Source organism: Nonomuraea sp. H19, assembly GCF_052068215.1.
Taxonomy (GTDB): domain Bacteria; phylum Actinomycetota; class Actinomycetes; order Streptosporangiales; family Streptosporangiaceae; genus Nonomuraea.
Map to the genome: position 1 here is coordinate 18261 of NZ_JBQHCV010000012.1, position 16787 is coordinate 35047.

The 16787-nt window shown below is 72.4% G+C and carries 14 protein-coding genes; 5 read left to right on the plus strand and 9 right to left on the minus strand.

The window, feature by feature from the left end; all coding sequences use genetic code 11:
- Positions 1-129: 129 nt before the first annotated feature.
- The 4 genes from ACTMTI_RS26260 to ACTMTI_RS26275 all read left to right on the plus strand — a co-directional run bounded on the left by ACTMTI_RS26260 (position 130) and on the right by ACTMTI_RS26275 (position 5768).
- Complete coding sequence (locus ACTMTI_RS26260; RefSeq protein ID WP_441123173.1) at positions 130-2814, plus strand: bifunctional acetate--CoA ligase family protein/GNAT family N-acetyltransferase; 2685 nt, start codon at positions 130-132, stop codon at positions 2812-2814.
- 100 nt (positions 2815-2914) lie between these two features.
- Positions 2915-3505, plus strand: a complete 591-nt coding sequence (locus ACTMTI_RS26265; protein WP_441123174.1) for a DUF5998 family protein — start codon at positions 2915-2917, stop codon at positions 3503-3505.
- A gap of 350 nt (positions 3506-3855) precedes the next feature.
- The gene (locus ACTMTI_RS26270; protein ID WP_441123175.1) at positions 3856-4959 is read left to right on the plus strand and encodes an alkaline phosphatase family protein; all 1104 of its coding nucleotides are present in this window, start codon (positions 3856-3858) and stop codon (positions 4957-4959) included.
- The gene (locus ACTMTI_RS26275) at positions 4956-5768 is read left to right on the plus strand and encodes a sulfurtransferase (RefSeq protein ID WP_441123176.1); all 813 of its coding nucleotides are present in this window, start codon (positions 4956-4958) and stop codon (positions 5766-5768) included. Before ACTMTI_RS26270 ends, ACTMTI_RS26275 begins: the two co-directional genes overlap by 4 nt.
- A 281-nt stretch (positions 5769-6049) precedes the next feature.
- Here the strand turns inward: ACTMTI_RS26275 and ACTMTI_RS26280 are convergent, their stop codons facing one another.
- From ACTMTI_RS26280 to ACTMTI_RS26295, 4 genes are all read right to left on the minus strand, one after another.
- Positions 6050-8629: a CHAT domain-containing protein gene (locus ACTMTI_RS26280; RefSeq protein WP_441123177.1), complete on the minus strand. Its 2580-nt coding sequence runs from the start codon at positions 8627-8629 to the stop codon at positions 6050-6052.
- Positions 8630-8742: 113 nt separating this feature from the next.
- The gene (locus ACTMTI_RS26285) at positions 8743-9198 is read right to left on the minus strand and encodes a hypothetical protein (protein WP_441123178.1); all 456 of its coding nucleotides are present in this window, start codon (positions 9196-9198) and stop codon (positions 8743-8745) included.
- Entirely contained in the window at positions 9195-9731 is a 537-nt protein-coding gene (locus tag ACTMTI_RS26290) for an RNA polymerase sigma factor (RefSeq protein WP_441123179.1), read from the minus strand. Before ACTMTI_RS26290 ends, ACTMTI_RS26285 begins: the two co-directional genes overlap by 4 nt.
- A 73-nt stretch (positions 9732-9804) precedes the next feature.
- Complete coding sequence (locus ACTMTI_RS26295) at positions 9805-10818, minus strand: S8 family peptidase (protein WP_441123180.1); 1014 nt, start codon at positions 10816-10818, stop codon at positions 9805-9807.
- Positions 10819-10993: 175 nt separating this feature from the next.
- Between ACTMTI_RS26295 and ACTMTI_RS26300 the strand changes: the two genes are divergently transcribed.
- Complete coding sequence (locus ACTMTI_RS26300; protein WP_441123181.1) at positions 10994-11488, plus strand: DUF3145 domain-containing protein; 495 nt, start codon at positions 10994-10996, stop codon at positions 11486-11488.
- 385 nt (positions 11489-11873) lie between these two features.
- Here the strand turns inward: ACTMTI_RS26300 and ACTMTI_RS26305 are convergent, their stop codons facing one another.
- The 5 genes from ACTMTI_RS26305 to ACTMTI_RS26325 form a co-directional block, all read right to left on the minus strand.
- Positions 11874-13298: a carboxyl transferase domain-containing protein gene (locus tag ACTMTI_RS26305; protein WP_441123182.1), complete on the minus strand. Its 1425-nt coding sequence runs from the start codon at positions 13296-13298 to the stop codon at positions 11874-11876.
- Complete coding sequence (gene fabF, locus ACTMTI_RS26310; RefSeq protein ID WP_441123183.1) at positions 13299-14531, minus strand: beta-ketoacyl-ACP synthase II; 1233 nt, start codon at positions 14529-14531, stop codon at positions 13299-13301. It abuts the gene before it with no gap.
- A 51-nt stretch (positions 14532-14582) separates the two neighbouring features.
- Positions 14583-14822, minus strand: a complete 240-nt coding sequence (locus ACTMTI_RS26315) for an acyl carrier protein (protein WP_441123184.1) — start codon at positions 14820-14822, stop codon at positions 14583-14585.
- Positions 14823-14896: 74 nt separating this feature from the next.
- Complete coding sequence (locus tag ACTMTI_RS26320) at positions 14897-15853, minus strand: beta-ketoacyl-ACP synthase III (protein WP_441123185.1); 957 nt, start codon at positions 15851-15853, stop codon at positions 14897-14899.
- Positions 15850-16746, minus strand: coding sequence for an ACP S-malonyltransferase (locus ACTMTI_RS26325; protein WP_441123186.1), 897 nt, complete (start codon positions 16744-16746; stop codon positions 15850-15852). The genes ACTMTI_RS26320 and ACTMTI_RS26325 overlap by 4 nt, the downstream gene beginning before the upstream one ends.
- Between the last annotated feature and the right edge of the window lie 41 nt (positions 16747-16787).

Sequence of the window (16787 nt, forward strand, 5' to 3'; positions counted from 1 at the left end):
CGGCAAAACTAACAGCTTCCGGGCTGCTCGTGGGGCGGACCCAGGACACCGGGCTTGAGTCGATGCACAAGCGTTGCCCAACCGGACCCCGGGTCTTGGCATGTGGGATGCGGGTTTACCCTCGGGACTGTGGAGGCACACTATCCGGCCCACTGGGAGGCCGATGTCGTCCTGGCCGACGGCGGGACCGCGCACGTTCGCCCGATCAGGCCCGCTGACGCGGATCGCCTCCGTTCCTTCTACTCCCGTCTATCCGACGAGTCGATCTATTTCCGGTTCTTCGGGCCCCGGCCGCGGCTGTCCGACAAGGAAGTCGAGCGCTTCACGAACGTCGACTACGTCAACAGGGTCGCGCTGATCGCCACCATCGGCGCCGAGATGGTCGCCGTGATCCGCTACGACCGCACCGCGCCTGGCGAGGCCGAGGTGGCCTTCCTCGTCGAGGACGCCCACCAGGGCAGGGGAGTGGCCTCCGTGCTCCTGGAGCACCTGGCCGCCACGGCCCGCGAGCGGGGCATCGAGCGCTTCGTCGCCGACGTCCTGCCCGCCAACATGCGCATGATGGGCTTGCTGCGCCAGGCCGGCTACACCGCCCAGAGCCAGTTCGCCGACGGCGTCGTACGCATGACGCTCGACCTCACCCCCACCGACACCTCGGCCGAGGTGACGGCGGCCCGCGAGCACCGGGCCGAGTCCAGGTCCATCGCCCGCCTGCTGACCCCGGGCTCGATCGCCGTCATCGGCGCCTCGCGCGAGCCCGGCGGGGTCGGCCAGACCGCGCTGCGCAACCTGCTGGCCGCCGACTTCACCGGGCCCGTCTATCCCGTGCACCGTGAGGTGCGGGCGGTGGCGGGCGTGCGCGCCTACCCGAGCGTGGGCGCGATCGGCGACGAGGTGGACCTGGCCGTGGTGGCCGTGCCCGCCGAGAGCGTGATCGACGTGGTCAAGGAGTGCGCGGAAAAGGGCGTGCACGGTCTGGTCGTGGTCTCCTCCGGCTTCGGCGAGACCGGCCCGCAGGGCAAGGCCAGACAGGACGAGCTGGCCCGCATCGCCCGCGCCTACGGCCTGCGCGTGGTGGGCCCCAACTGCCTCGGCATCGCCAACACCGACCCCGCCGTCCGGCTCAACGCCACTCTCGCCGCCACTGTGCCGGGCCGGGGCAAGGTGGGCTTCTTCAGCCAGTCGGGCGCGCTCGGCACCGCGTTGCTGCAGCGGGTGGCGCAGCGCGGCATGGGCATCTCGTCGTTCGTCTCGGCCGGCAACAGGGCCGACGTGTCGGGCAACGACCTGCTCCAATATTGGGAGGAAGACGACTCGACCGAGGTGATCCTGCTCTACCTGGAGTCGCTGGGCAACCCGCGCAAGTTCACCCGGCTGGCCCGGCGCATCGCGCGCAGCAAGCCGATCGTGGTGGTCAAGAGCGGGGGCACCCCGTCGGGGCACTCCGCGGAGGAGCTCGGCCTGCCGGACTCCGCGATCAGCTCCCTGTTCGCGCAGGCCGGTCTGATCAGGGTCGACGACCTCATCCAGCTCTTCGACGTGGGGCAGTTGCTGGCCTACCAGCCGCTGCCCGCCGGCCCCAGGGTCGCGCTCGTGACCAACTCCGACGCACTCGGCCTGCTCGCCGCCGACGCCTGCGTGGCCGCGGGACTCGAGCCGCGCCCGCCGGTCAACCTGGGTCCCGCCGCGGGCGCCACGGAGTTCGGCACGGCCCTCGCCGGCGAACTGGACTCCCCCGACGTGGACGCCGCCGTCGTGATCTACATGCCGCCCATTCCCGGCGACACGGAGGCGGTGGCGGCCGAGCTGCTGCGAGTGTCGAAGGACGTGCCCAAGCCGGTGCTCACGACGTTCCGCGGCCATCTGGGCATGCACCCGGCCCTCCGCGTGGCGGGCCCGTCCGCCGACCAGGCGACGCCCGCGCGCGGGTCCATCCCTTCGTACGCGGCGCCGGAGGAGGCGGTCAGAGCGCTGGCCCACGTGGTTCAGTACGCCACCTGGCGCGCCCACCCCGCGGTGCCGCCACCGGAGCTCGACGACATCGACACCGGCCGCGCCCGCGCCCTGGTCAGCGCCACCCTGTCCACCGCCGCGGCCGACGCGTCGCCGGAGCCGGGGGCGGGGGCGGGGTTCGCGGAGCCGGGGCCGCCGGTCGAGATCGACGCCACCGAGCTGCTGTCCTGCTACGGCCTCACCGTCTGGCCCGCCGAGGTGGTGCGCTCGCCCGATGAGGCCGTGGCCGCCGCGGAGCGCCTCGGCTGGCCCGTGGTGCTCAAGGTCGCCGACCCCGGCGCCTCCCGCCGCGCGGGCACCGTGCGCCTGGGGCTGACGGGCCCGCAGATGGTATGCCACGCGTATGCCGAGTTCGCCGACCAACTCGGCGCCGAGGTCGAGCTGGCCGTGCAGCGCATGGCGCCGCAGCCGGCCGTGCCGACCGTGGTGGGCGTCGTCGAGGACCCGGCGTTCGGCCCGGTCGTGTCGTTCGGGCTCGGCGAGGTGACCGCACGCCTCCTGCTCGACCAGGGCTTCCGCCTCGCCCCGCTGACCGGCGAGGACGCCGCCGCACTCGTCCGCTCGGTGCGGGCGGCGCCGCTGCTGTTCGGCCAGTACGGCTACCCGCCGGTCGCGGTCGACGCCCTGGAAGAACTGCTCGTGCGCGTCGGCCGCCTGGCCCACGACCTGCCCGAGGTGGCCCGCCTGAACCTGGACCAGGTCCTGGTGGGGGAGTCGAACGTCATGATCCTCGGAGCCCGCGCGACCCTGCGCACCCCGGCGGGCCCGCGCCTGGACGGCGGCCCGCGCCGGCTCTCCTGACCAGGGCGTGGCCGGAGTGGCAGGTGATACCTGCTTAAGACGTTATAGAGCGTTATATCTGGTGGGTGAGTGCACTGCCCGTCCCTGGCAGGATGGAGCCATGAGGGAAACCCGAGTCTCAGCCGCGGGCCTGCGTGAAGCGATCGAGCGCAGCGGCTACTATCCCGACCTCGTCACCGATGCGGTCGAATCCGCGCTGGGCAAGGAGGCCGTGACCGCGTTCGTGGTCCATCACGAGGCCACTTTCGATCCCGCGATGGAGGTGCGCAGACACGTCACCGTGCTGGTGCTCACCGGGACGCGGCTCCTGGTCTGCCACACCGACGAGCATCCCGCGGTCGAGGGCGTCTCGACGTCCCACGCTTCCACGACGACGGAGGCCGTCCGGCTGAGCCGCATCCAGTCGGTGGCCGTCACCCGCGTCGTGCCCGACCCCGCCTCCTACGTCCCAGGCGTCCCTCCCACGGAGGCGACGCTCACCATCGGATGGGGCGCCATCTCCCACGTGGACCTCGAACCGGCCACGTGCGGCGACGAAAACTGCGAGGCCGACCACGGCTACACGGGCGCCATCACCGCCGACGACCTGTCGCTCAGGGTCAGCGAGGCCGCCGACGGCCCGGAGGCGGTAAACCACGTCCTCGCCTTCGCCAAGGCTCTCTCCGAAGCAACGGCCCACACCACCTCCTGATCCTGGCACCACCGGCGGACTCCCAGCAGCCCGCTGCGCCGATGCGGCGACGACGACGCGCGCGTGGCCGTGATCGGCGCAGCGCCCATGGCGCCCACCGGGCGGACACGAAGACGCCGGCCAAGACGTCAGCGAAGACGCAGGCCAAGCATGCGCTCGTAACGGCGAGGACTCCGTGAGCCTTCACGACCGGCCATGACAGACGGAGACCAGCGACGGCGAGTGCGGGTAAGCCGGCCGGCCGTAAAGAAAAAAAATAGACAGTGGGCGAGTGCCGGGCAAAATGCGCGGCGAGTTGGTCGCGGCTACAAGTAAAGAAGAGCGAGATCCGCGAGGGCTAGGATGAGGGCATGGCGACGCTGGCGGATCTCTCGGGTGCGTTGTTGGCCGCGGTCGGTGTTCCGAGCGAGTCAGACCAGGATCCCGCGATCGTCCTGGCGCCTGCGGAGCGCGTCTGCCTGTTCCTGGTCGACGGCCTGGGCGCCGAGCTGCTGCGGGCGCACCCCGAGGCCGCGCCGTTCCTGTCCGGGCTGGGGAGCAGGACGCTCACGGCCGGGTTTCCCACCACCACCGTCACCAGCCTCTGCTCGCTGGGCACGGCCCTGCCGCCGGGCGAGCACGGCATGCTCGGCCTGACCCTGGCCGTGCCGGGCACCGGGCACCTGTTCAACTGCCTGCGCTGGACGCTGCCGGACGGCCAGACGATGGACCCGGAGAAGTGGCAGCCCGCCGCCACCGTCTACCAGCGGGCCGCCCAGGCCGGGGTCGAGCCCGTCTACGTCGCCCCCGCCGAGTTCGAAGGCACCGGCCTGACAAGGGCCGTCTACCGGGGCGTGCGCTACGTGCCCGCCGACACCGTGGACGACCGCGTGGCCCGCACGCTCGACGCCCTGCGCGAGCGCCGGTCCACGCACGTCACCGTCTATTACGGAAATCTGGACGCCATCGGCCACATGGTGGGATGGGGCAGCGAGGAATGGCTGCGGCAGCTCGCCATCGTCGACGACATGGCCCAGCGCCTGGCCGAAGGGCTGCCTCCCGGGTCCGCCCTCTACATCACCGCCGACCACGGCATGGTCAACGCGACCCAGAAGATCGACGCTGAGAGCCTGTCCGAGCTGACCGAAGGGGTGGCGCTGCTCGGCGGCGAGGCCAGGGCCAGGCACGTCTACGCCAAGCCAGGCGCCGCCCAGGAGGTGCTCCAGGCGTGGCGTGCGACTCTCCAGGGGAAGGCCTGGGTAGTGTCCAGGCAGGAGGCGGTCGAGTCGGGCTGGTTCGGGCCCCGGGTCCGCGACGCGTGGCTGGAGCGCATCGGCGACGTCGTCGCCGTCCCCTACGCCGACCTGGCCATCACCGCCCCGACGATGCATCCGATCGAGGCCATGTTCACCGGATACCACGGTTCGATGACGGCGGCCGAACAGAACGTCCCGCTCCTGGAGGTACGCGCATGAGCCCGCTGATCACTCCCGCCGAGCTCGCCGCGCTCGGCGACGTGACGGTGCTCGACGTCCGCTGGCGGCTGGGCGGGCCGCCCGGGGTGGAGCTCTACCGCGAGGGGCACCTCGAAGGCGCCGTCTACTGTGACCTCGACACCGATCTCGCGGCCCCTCCGGGCGAGGGCGGGCGGCATCCGCTGCCCGAGGCGGAGGCGTTCCAGCGGGCGATGCGCCGCCTGGGAGTACGCGACGGGCGGCCGGTGGTGGTCTATGACGACGCCGGGTCCACCGTCGCCGCCCGAGCCTGGTGGGCGCTGCGGTATTTCGGGCACCAGGACGTGCGCGTGCTCGACGGCGGCCTGGCCGCCTGGACGGAGGCGGGGCTGCCGGCCACGAAGGAGGCACCCGTTCCCGCCGAGGGGGACTTCACCGCCCGGCCGGGCGGGATGCCGGTGCTGGCCGCCGCCGAGGCCGGCGCACTGGCGACCGAGGGCGTGCTGCTGGACGCCAGGGCGGGGGAGCGTTACCGGGGCGAGGTGGAGCCCGTGGACCCGGTCGCCGGACACGTGCCGGGCGCCGTCAGCGCGCCTACCACGGAGAACGTCGGCCCCGACGGCAGGTTCCGCGATCCCGCCGCGCTCCGGGCCAGGTTCGCCGAGCTCGGGGTCGGAGAAGGCGTCCAGGTGGGGGCATACTGCGGCTCCGGCGTCACGGCCGCCCATGAGGTGCTCGCGCTGGAGGTGGCCGGTCTGCCCGCCGCTCTCTACGTGGGCTCCTGGTCCAACTGGGTCGCCGACCCGTCACGACCCGTCGCCACCGGCTGACCACCACAGCCGAACCGGACAGCCGGCCACTTCCCGGCCCGGCCATCCGTCGGCACAAGGGCCGGGCTGCTGGACGAGCCGGCGAACCTGGCGGCCGGCAGCACAGTCCCCGGCTCCTGGGCTCCCGCATCCCGCTCGAGGCACCTGCCGACTGCCTGAGCAGGCACCCGCATCCCGCTTGAGCGGACACCTGCCGACTGCCTGAGCAGGCGCTCGCAGCCCGCCTGAGCGGGGCGCGGCCGTACCGGGGCGGAGGGCGGTGCACCGAGCGGCGGCGGAGGTCAGTAGAGGGCGCGATCACCGGCCCCGAAGCAGGTGAACTCGAACACCCCCGTCTTGGCCGAGGCACAGGCCAGTGCCGCGTCCGGGGGCCGACCGGCCGCGATGAGCTCGTGGAACGCGCTCATCACCGCCCGCGCCGCCTCATCCTGCACCGGCACCATCCCCGCGATCACACACGACGACCCCTTGGCCAGGAACGTTCCAGGCAACCCCAGCGGCGCCCCCTCCACCGGCGTCCGCGACATGCCGGAATTGCAGGCGGAAAGCACCACGAGCCCCGCCGACCGCGGCAACTTCAGCAGGTCGTAGGCCATGAGCGCGCCATCTTCCAACGTGATCCCGGACACCAGCGGACTACGCGCCTGGAACACCCCGTGCGCTGCCAGATGCAGCACGTCCGCGTCCAGCAGCGCCTCCAGCACCGCGTCGGTGCGTCCCGGCACCTCGCGCCCGCCCGGATGGCAGGCCAGCACGTGCGCCACCTCGGCGTGCGCGTGCGTCAGGGCGGGCCCGGCCGCCGCGACCACCACCGGAGGCCCGTCCCTGCGGGTGCTTGCGAGCTCCCTCGCCCGCACCCAGGCGGCCGCGCTGGCCGCCACGCTCACCGGCCGTTCGCGCAGGAAGGGCAGCGCTCCCCAGGGGAGCGTGTGCAGCGCGCCCACGGGCACCACCACCAGTGGCCGGTCACCCAGCTCGGCGGCCAGCGGTCGCAGCAGCAGCCCCTCCAGATCCCCGGCCGCGGCCTCGACGTCCCGCTCATGCTGCGCGTGTCTCGCCGCGCCGGCCAGACCCAGGCAATCCCGGGCCTCTCCCCGCTTGCGGACCACGTAACGCAGCCGGACGATCGCCTCCTCGACCGGCCGCGCGGCCCCCAGCCACCGCAGCAGCACCCGCTCCCCGGTGATCAGTACGGCCAGCAGCGACTCCTCGTCGACCACGAACTCCACCAGCGCCCCGCCGCTCCCCAGCTCCGCCCGCACCCGCTCGAGATCGGCCAGCGCGCAGGCGTGGGCGGGAGCCGTCACCGCGCGCCACCGCTCGGCCCACTCGAACACCTCACCCGCACCCCCGTCGCGCACCGCCAGCCCGAGCCCGAAGGCCGCCAGCCGCTCGCCGGCCCGGGCCGCATGGGCCCGCAGCGACGGATCGTCGAACGTCTCCACCTGCTCGCTCACCTCGGCCAGCCCGTCGCGGACCGCGCGGAAGGCCCCCGTGACGTCTTCCTGCAGAGACGCCTCCAGCGCCAGCGCGTGCTGGCGTACTGGGGCGGGGATGAGGCATCTCCGCCCGAGCTGCTTGGCCTGCGGTTTGGCGGCCAGCGAGGTCAGGCGGGCGCCCGCGGGCGGTGACCACGGCTCGCCCCGCGAAACGTGCCGGGTGAGCCTGGCCAGTTGCGCCGAGGCCGTCGGGTGATCGTCGATGGCGAGCGCCGCCTCGGCGGCCACCAGCCGCAGCGCCGCCGCCGCCGCAAGCTGGGCCGAGCCGTCCTCCAGCTCGTCGGCGCACGCGATCAGCTCGCCGACCAGAGCCGGCGTGACGGGTTCGAGGGCCAGCCGGGAACGCAGCACGACCTCCCTGGCCAGCGGCAGCCACGACGTGCGATCCTGCGCGGCGAGCTCGGCCGCCGCCTGCTCGGCCACCCGCCGGGCCTGGCGCGGGTCCCCGGTCAGCAACTCCACCTGGGCCAGCTTCAGCCGCGCCTCGGCCAGCGCCACGTGCGCCCCCGACGCCTCGAGATCGGGTACGGCGAGGTTCAGCATGGCCCTGGCCTCGCCGGGGAGGTGCGCGGCCAGCAGCGCGCCGGCGAAGTCGGCCCGCATGGTGGCCAGCCGCTCGGGAAAGCCGAACAGGGTGTCCTCGGCCTCCCGGTAGTGGTTGAACGCCCCTGCGATGTCGCCCCGGCGTACTGCCAGGAAGGGGAGGTTGGCGGCGGACAGGCGGGCCAGGTGCTGCAGCCCGGAGTGACGGGAGATCTCCAGGCAGGCGGTCAGGTCGCGCATGGCGGCGTCCCAGTCGCCGCGGTAGGAGTGGATGAGGCCGCGGTTGAGCAGGCCGCCCCCCAGGAACCTGCGGTTGTCCAGAGTGCCCGGCGCGGTCACGAGGGCCCGCACTGCCCGGTCGCAGGAGGCCATGGCCTCCTGGTGGCGGCCGAGGTGGGCGAGCGCGACCGCGCGCTGGGTGTCGAGCTTGGCGCGGTCGAGCGGGGACAGGTAGGCCCAAGCCAGCGCGGCCACGCGCAAGGCCTGCAGCGGATGGCCGCGCTCGGTGCGTACGGTGACGAGCGACAGCCGCGCCTGCGCGACCCGCTCCTGCGGCGCTCCCGGGGTGGCGATGGCCCGGCGCAGATGGTGTTCGGCGCCCTCGAGATCGCCCAGCTCACGCGCGGCCAGCGCCATCGCCCGGAGCGCGACGGCCTCGGCCTCGGCGGATCCGGCCCGGCGGGCGGCCGCGAGCACGACACGGCCGGCATGCATGGCATGGTCGGGATCGACCAGAGAACGCATCATGGCGGCCTCGGCCGCCGCGATGAGCGGGTCGAGGCCGCCGGGCGAGCCGTGGTGCTCCGGGGTGTCGCTCATGGGCGGGCCTTGCTCGAAACGGCCGGAAAAGGCGCGGCTCTCCCGGCCGGCTTGCTGAGGATCACATCAGACCGGCTGGCTGCGGGTCAGTGTGGGAACGGGCCGATCGCGGGTCAGGGCCGGATGCGCACCCATCTGGTCTGTATCGGGGCATGGCCGGGCCGGTGGCACACCACGCTGAGCCAGCCCGGAGGCAGCCCGGTGGCGACGAAATGGCCGTTGTCGGCGATGCGTCTGGTCAGCGTCAGGTGCGGGGTTCTCACATCGACGAGGGCGTCCTCTCCTGGATACGGGAAGACCTGTCCTGCGACGTCGATGAGCCCGTCACCCACCGTCACCTCCAGGTCGAACGTGAGCCCGGCGGCGACGAAGCGCACCAAGTGGGAGCCGTCGTCACCGCGCGCCCCCGCATTGGTGTGGATCGCGGCGAACTCGGCTGGGGCGGCGGTCACCGCCCGGGGGACCCGAAGCCCGTAGACCTCCCGTGCGGCGGTGGACACGTGGCTCGGTATCGGGTCGTTCCCGGCGGCCAGCCGGAGAGCCGCCAGGAAGTATTCGTCATTGATCATTGCGCCGTCTCCTGTGATGAGATCAGAGTGCGCAGTTTTTCCAGGCAGCGGGCCCTGGTCGGACCGACGCTGCCGATCGGCAGCCCGAGCCGCGTCGCCGTCTGCCGGCTCCCCAGGTCGATCGCGACCAGTTGGAGCAGCGTGCGGCAGGGTTCGTGCAAAGCGGAGACCGTCTTCCAGAGCAGCCGCCTGCCGTCGGTCTCCAGAACGGCGGAGGCTGGGTCAGGGTCCTCGACGACCTCGAGGGAGGAGACTCCCGGGCGGTCCTTCCGCAGGAGCAGGAGGGATTCGTGGCGCACGGTCGTCACGAGCCAGCCCCCCACCGCCGCCGGATCCCTGATGCTCTCGAGGTGCTGGAGCAGGCGCAGCCAGGCGCCCTGTACGGCGTCCGCCGCGTCAGACGGGCTCAGGCCGCACGCGCGGGCCACGGCCCACATGAGCGGCCCGAACCTGGACTCGAGCTCGTCCCAGGCGGACCGGTCGCCCTCGGCCGCGGCTTCGAGCAGCTCCGCCGGTTCGCGCGGATCGTGCATCGCGGCCTCCTCTCGTCCGGCACGGAGAGGCGATCATGCCTCCACGTGATTGACCGGGGACTCAGCGTAAACTCTACAGACTCGCCGGGAAGAGAACTCCCAGATCGGGAATTTGCCGGGTCGCCTCCTCATCGAGCAGCCGCCTGACCACCTCCTTCGCCGGCTCCTTCCTGGCCGCGTCGGCGATGGCGCCGGACACCAGCGCGGCGGCGAACGACGTGCCGCTCCACGCCGCATAGCCGCCGAACTCGCTCGTGTCGAGGAAGCTGCTGGTCAGCCAGTCGCCACGGGCGCAGGCGTCCACCCACGTGCCGTATCCGGAGTAGGGGGCCCTGCGCTCCTCAGAGGCGTCCACGGCCGCCACGCCCACCACGTAGGGCAGGGCGGCGGGCCAGAACGGCCGGTCGGAAGCCGTATTGCCGGCGCAGGCCACCGTCACCGTGCCGGTCAGCGCGCGGATGGCGTCCGCCAGCAGGGGCGGCGGCCGGTCGTCGAACGTGTGGCCGCCGAAGGACAGGTTGAGCACGTGCGGGGGCCGCTCCCGCATGCGGTGGAGGGCGCGTACGACGCTCGCCTCGTCGCCGAGGCCGTCGCCGTTGAGCACCCGGCCGACGCGCAGCGGCGCGCCGGGCGCCCGGCGGGTCAGCAGTCCCGCGATGAACGTGCCGTGCCCGGCCTGCGAGCCCTCCGGCGCGTCGGCCTCCTCTGGGCCGACGTCGTCGTACCAGTCGGCGCCGGACCACCACGGGTGCTTGGCGACACCGGTGTCCAGCAGCCCCATCACCACGCCGGACCGGGATCTGCCCGGCTTGAACGCGATGGGCCGGGCGGGGAAGGGCCTGGACGCCGGGCCGCCGAAGAACAGCGGCTGGCCGCGGAACACGTGGTTCGGCGAGGCTCGGAGCCCCCGCCCGCGCAGCTCGGCCGTGATCTCGCAGGGGTCGACGCCGGGCGACAGATGGATGACGCAGACGCCGTCCGCCTCCGAGACCGCCTGGGTCCAGCGCGACACGACCGACAGCGCCGCCCGGTCGGTCAGCACCTGGCCTGGCCGGATGAACGCCGCGCCGACAGATTGCAGTTCCATGGCGGGGTATGTTTCCCGCCCCGGACACCTGTCACGCGACACTCCCGCACCAACTTGGTATGGCCCCCCTCTGGTGCCGGATAGCGACCGACGGTAGTCTCTCCCTAGTCACTTGTGATCATCCCGTGGCGAGGCCGTTGGGGAAGGCGCACCTCGTACCGAAACGGGAGGTCCGGTGTCTGCTCGTGGCGTCCTTTACGTCCACTCGGCTCAGCCCGCGCTGTGCCCTCACATTGAATGGGCAGTCGCGGGTGTTCTTGGCGTGCCCGTAGACCTGACGTGGACTCCGCAACCCGCCGCGCCCAACGTCGTGCGGGCACAGGCGGAGTGGGAGGGCCGCGCGGGCATCGCGGCGGCCATCGCCTCGTCCCTCATGGGCTGGCAGCGCCTCAGATTCGAGATCACCGAGGACGCCTCACCGGGCGTGGACGGGTCCAGGCATGCCTACACGCCGACGCTCGGGGCCTTCACCGCGGTCATCGGTGCCGCCGGCGACATCATGATCCCCGAGGACCGGCTCAGGACGGCGATGATGATGGCCACCCAGGGGCGGTGCGTGCTGGAGGAGGAGATCGACAAGATGCTCGGCCGGCCGTGGGACGAGGAGTTGGAGCCGTTCAGGTACGCCGGGGACGGGGCCCCCGTCCGCTGGCTCCACGCCGCCGTCTGACCCGGCCCCCTGCCCGCACGCCGCTGTCCGACCCCGGTCCGCCGCCTGCCCGGCCGCTGTCCGACCCCGGCCCGTCGCCTGCCCGGCCGCTCTCAGACCCCGGCCCGTCGGCCGCACGCCAACAAGCCTGACCCCCGCCGCCTGACCCCCGCCACGTGCGCCTTCGCCTGCCCGCCGGGCCGAAGCCCCCGCGCCCACGCCTTCCCCTCGGGCGCCCCAGCGAGCAGCGCCCCCCGGCGGCGGCCGTCCTACGCGGAAGCCCTCCCTCGCCGCTCTGCGAGGCAGCGCGGCGAAAGTTCCGTACCTTCCCCAGCCGCCCCGGGCGCGGTGGCGCACAGCCGAAAGGCCCCGCACCTGCGCCGGTGCGGGGCCTTTCGGGGAGAACCTACAGAGGGATGTTGCCGTGGGCGCCTCTGGCCGGGGTCGCCTGGGCGAGGACCTTGGCGATCGCGCCGCGGGTCTCCTCCGGCTTGATCACCTCGTCGATGACCCCCAGCTCCTGCGCCCTGGCCAGCCCGCCGGCGAGCTGCTCGTGCTCGACGGCCAGCCGCTGCTCCAGCTCGGCCCGCTCTTCCTCCGGCGCCGCCGCCAGCTCACGCCGCTTCAGGATGCGCACCGCGGCCACCGCGCCCATGACCGCGACCTCGGTCGTCGGCCAGGCGAACACCTTGGTGGCGCCCAGGGCGCGGGAGTTCATCGCGATGTACGCCCCGCCGTACGCCTTCCGCGTCACCAGCGTGACCCGCGGCACCGACGCCTCGGCGAAGGCGTGCAGCAGCTTGGCGCCGCGGCGCACCACGCCGTCGTGCTCCTGCCCGACACCCGGCAGGTAACCGGGCACGTCCACGAGGACAACCAATGGCACGCCGAACGCGTCACACATACGTACGAAGCGGGCGGCTTTCTCGGCGGACGTGGCGTCGAGGCAGCCGCCGAGCCGCATCGGGTTGTTGGCGATCACACCGACCGTGCGGCCGCCGAGGCGGCCGAGCGAGGTGACGATGTTGGGCGCCCACTTGGGGTGCAGCTCGATGCCGGGCTCGTCGAGCAGGCCGTTGACCAGCGGCTTGACGTCGTATGCCCGTCGCGCCGACTCGGGCAGCAGCGTGGAGAAGTCCACCTCGCCGATCTCGCCGGTGCGTACCCGGCCCTGGTGGCCGAGCAGCGTGGCGAGCTGGCGCGCCTTGACGTAGGCGTCGGTCTCGGTCTTGGTGACGACGTGCACGACGCCGCTGCGCTTGCTGTGGGGCTCGGGGCCGCCCAGGGCCGCGGCGTCGACGTTCTCGCCGGTGACGCTGCGGACCACGTCGGGGCCCGTGACGAAGATGCGGCCGGAGTCGGCCAGGATGACGAGGTCGGTGAGTGCGGGACCGTACGCGGCGCCGCCGGCGGCGGCGCCGACGACCACGGAGATCTGCGGCACGACACCGGATGCCTTCGTCATGGCGGCGAAGACCCGGCCGACGGCGTGCAGCGACTCGACGCCTTCGGCGAGTCGCGCACCGCCGGAGTGCCAGATCCCGATGATCGGCACCCGTTCACGGACGGCCACGTCGTAGGCGTGCACGATGTGCTCGCAACCGTCGCTGCCCATCGCGCCGCCCTGGAAGCGGGCGTCGCTGCAGAAGGCGACGACAGGTACGCCCTCGACACGGCCCATGGCGGCCAGCACGCCGCTCTTGTCCTCAGCGGTGATCAGCCGCAGCGAGCCCTCGTCGAGCAGCGCGGTCAGACGGACGATGGGATCGCGGGGATCAGCAGGCTCCTGATCGGAGTCCCGCGTCACCACCCGGTTGTCGAGCACGGTCATTTAAGCCCCCTTAAACACGACGGTCACGTTGTGCCCGCCGAATCCGAACGAGTTGTTGACCGCGGCGATGTCGCCTTCCGGGAGCTTGCGGTTCTCGCCGTAGACGAGGTCCACCTCGATGCCGTCGTCGATGTTGTCGAGGTTGATGGTGGCGGGGACGATCCGCTCCTGGAGCGCCTTGATGGTGAAGACGGACTCGATGCCGCCCGCGCCGCCGAGCAGGTGCCCGGTCATCGACTTGGTGGAGGTCACCAGCGGGTGCGTGCCGATGGCCTTGGCCACCGCCTGCACCTCGCCGACATCGCCCGCGGGGGTCGAAGTGGCGTGCGCGTTGACATGCTTGACGTCCAGCCCGGTGATGTCCGCGTTGGTCAGCGCCTGGGTCATCGCCATGATGATGCCGCGCCCCTCGGGCTCGGGCTGGGTGATGTGGTGGGCGTCCGCGGAGTAGCCGACGCCGGCGCAGTAGGCGTAGATCCGCGCGCCGCGCGCCCTTGCGTGCTCCTCAGACTCCAGCACGACGATGCCGGCGCCCTCTCCGAGCACGAACCCGTCGCGGTCGCGGTCCCACGGCCGGGACGCGCCTGCCGGGTCGTCGTTGCGGGTGGACATGGCCCGCGCGGCGGCGAAGGCCGCCATGTTGAGGCCGTGGATGGCGGCCTCGGTGCCGCCGGCGACCACGACGTCGGCGCGGCCCACCCTGATCATGTCCATCGCGTAGCCGATGGCCTCGGCGCCGGACGCGCACGCCGACACCGTGGCGTGCACGCCCGCCTGGGCGCCCAGGTCGAGACCGATCCAGGCGGCCGGGCCGTTGGGCATGAGCATCGGCACCGTGAAGGGAGACAGCCGGTTCCAGCCGCGCTCCCGGTAGGTGTCGTACGCCGCCAGCGTGGTGTTGATGCCGCCGATGCCGCTGGAGACCACGACACCGAGCCGCTCCGGCGGCACCTCGGGGGCACCGGCGTCCTGCCAGGCCTCCCTCGCCGCCACCAGGGCGAACTGCTCGCTGCGGTCGAGGCGGCGGGCCTCCGGCCGAGGCAGCACCTCGGCGGGGTCCACGGCGGCCGTCCCCGCGAACTTCACGGGGACGGTGTCGATCCAGTCCGTGGCGAGAGTCTCGACACCCGACTGACCGGCGAGGAGCGCCGTCCAGGTCGAGGTGACGTCTCCACCGACGGGCGTCGTCGCGCCAAGCCCGGTGACGACGACACGTACCCGGTTCGCACTCACGTTTCGCGCTCCTTGCTAATCAGTGCTGGTCGGTGCTGGTCGGTGGGTTTTTCAGCCCTGGATGAAGCCGAGGACGTCCTTGACCGTCTTCAGGTTCTTGAGCTGGTCGTCGGGAATCTCGACGCCGAACTCGTCCTGGGCGGCCACGGCGATCTCGACCATGGACAGGGAGTCGATGTCAAGGTCGTCCACGAAGCTCTTCTCGGGGGTCACTTCCGAGGCCGGAATGCCGGTGATCTCGTTGATGATCTTGCCGAGGCCTTCGAGGATCTCCTGCTCGGTGGCAGCCATATCGTTGGTTCTCCTTTGGTGTTGCCGGGTTCTGTGCGGAGTGCCGCACAAGCCTTGAGTGGTACGGCGTGATCTTACGGAATCTCGATCACTTGGCCCGCATAGGTGAGGCCCGCGCCGAAGCCGAGCACGAGCGCCAGATCGCCCGAGCGGACCTCGCCGCGCTCCAGCATGCGCGAGAGCGCGAGCGGGATGGACGCGGCCGAGGTGTTGCCGGCGGTGACGATGTCGCGCGCGACGACGGCCTTGTCGGCGCCCAGCTTACGGGCGATGGCCTCGATGATGCGCAGGTTGGCCTGGTGAGGGACGAACGCCGCCAGCTCCGACGGGTCCACCCCCGCGCGTGAGCAGGCTTCCAGGGCCACCGGGTGCAGCGCGGTGGTGGCCCAGCGGAAGACGGTCTGGCCCTCCTGGTGGAGGAACTTCGTGCGGTCCTCGATGCGGATGGCGTCGGACTTGTCGCCGGCGCTGCCCCAGACGACCGGGCCGATGCCGGGGGTCTCCGAGGGGCCCACCACCGCGGCTCCGGCGCCGTCGGCGAAGATCACGGCGGTGGCCCGGTCCGTCCAGTCGATCCACTGTGACAGCTTTTCCGCGCCGATGACCAGCACGTTCTTGGCCGACCCCGCGCGTACGGCGGTGCTGGCGGTGCCGAGCGCGTAGCAGAAGCCGGCGCAGGCGGCGTTGAGGTCGAAAGCGCCCGGCGCCTTGATGCCGAGGCGGTGCGCCACGACGGCGGAGGCGTTGGGGATCTGCGACTCGAGCGTGCAGGTCGCCACGATGACCAGGTCGACGTCGTCGGGCGACAGGCCGCTCGCGGCCAGCGCCTTGCCGCCGGCGATGGTGGCCATGTCCTCGAGGGACTCCGCCTCGAGCGCGATCCTGCGCTCCTTGATGCCGACCCGGGACTGGATCCACTCGTCGTTGGTCTCGATGGTCCTGGCCAGGTCGTCATTGGTGACCACGTTGGCCGGCTGGTAGTGGCCGAGGGCCAGCACCCTGGCGCCGGGAGCGATGTCGGGGATCCTCATTTGATCAGCTCCCTGGCCGCGTCGAGGTCGTCGGGTGTCTTCAGCGCCACGGTCTGCACGCCACGCAGACCGCGCTTGGCCAGGCCGGTCAGCGTGCCGCCGGGCAGCAGCTCGATCATCTTGGTGACACCGAGCCCGGCCATGGTGGTCATGCAGGCGTCCCACCTGACCGGGCTGCTGACCTGCTTGACCACCCGCTCGACGAACTCGGCGCCGGTGCCGACGGCCTGGCCGTCGGCGTTGGACAGCAACGTGATCGCGGGGTCGGCGGGAACGACGTTCTGGGCGGCCGTGCGCAGGCTCTCCACCGCCGGGGCCATGTGGTGGGTGTGGAACGCGCCCGCCACGGACAGCGGGATGAGCCGGGCGCGGGCCGGCGCGTCGTCCTTGAACGCGGCCAGCTGCTCCATCGTGCCCCCGGCCACGATCTGGCCGGCGCCGTTGATGTTGGCGGGCGTCAGCCCGTGCTTGTCGATGGCGGCCAGCACCTCCTCCTCGACGCCGCCGAGCACGGCGGTCATGCCGGTCTCGGTGACGGCGGCGGCCTTGGCCATGGCCAGGGCGCGCTCGCGTACGAGGGTCAGCGCCTGCTCGGGGGTGAGCACTCCGGCCAGCGCGGCGGCGGCGAACTCGCCCACGCTGTGGCCGGCGAGCAGGTCCGGGGCCGCGCCGAGCGCCTCCGCCGAGGCCAGCGCGGCGGCCACGAGCAGAGGCTGGGCGACGGCGGTGTCGCGGATCTCGTCGGCGTCGGCGGTGGTCCCGTAGGCGATCAGATCGATCCCGACGACCTCCGACCAGGCGCCGAGTTTGTCCGCCAGACCGGGCAGCTCGAGCCAGGGGGTCAGGAAGCCTGGGGTTTGGGCACCTTGGCCCGGAGCGACGAGTACAAGCACGAAATCCACCATGCCCTGTAGAACTCCGACACGCGGATGGA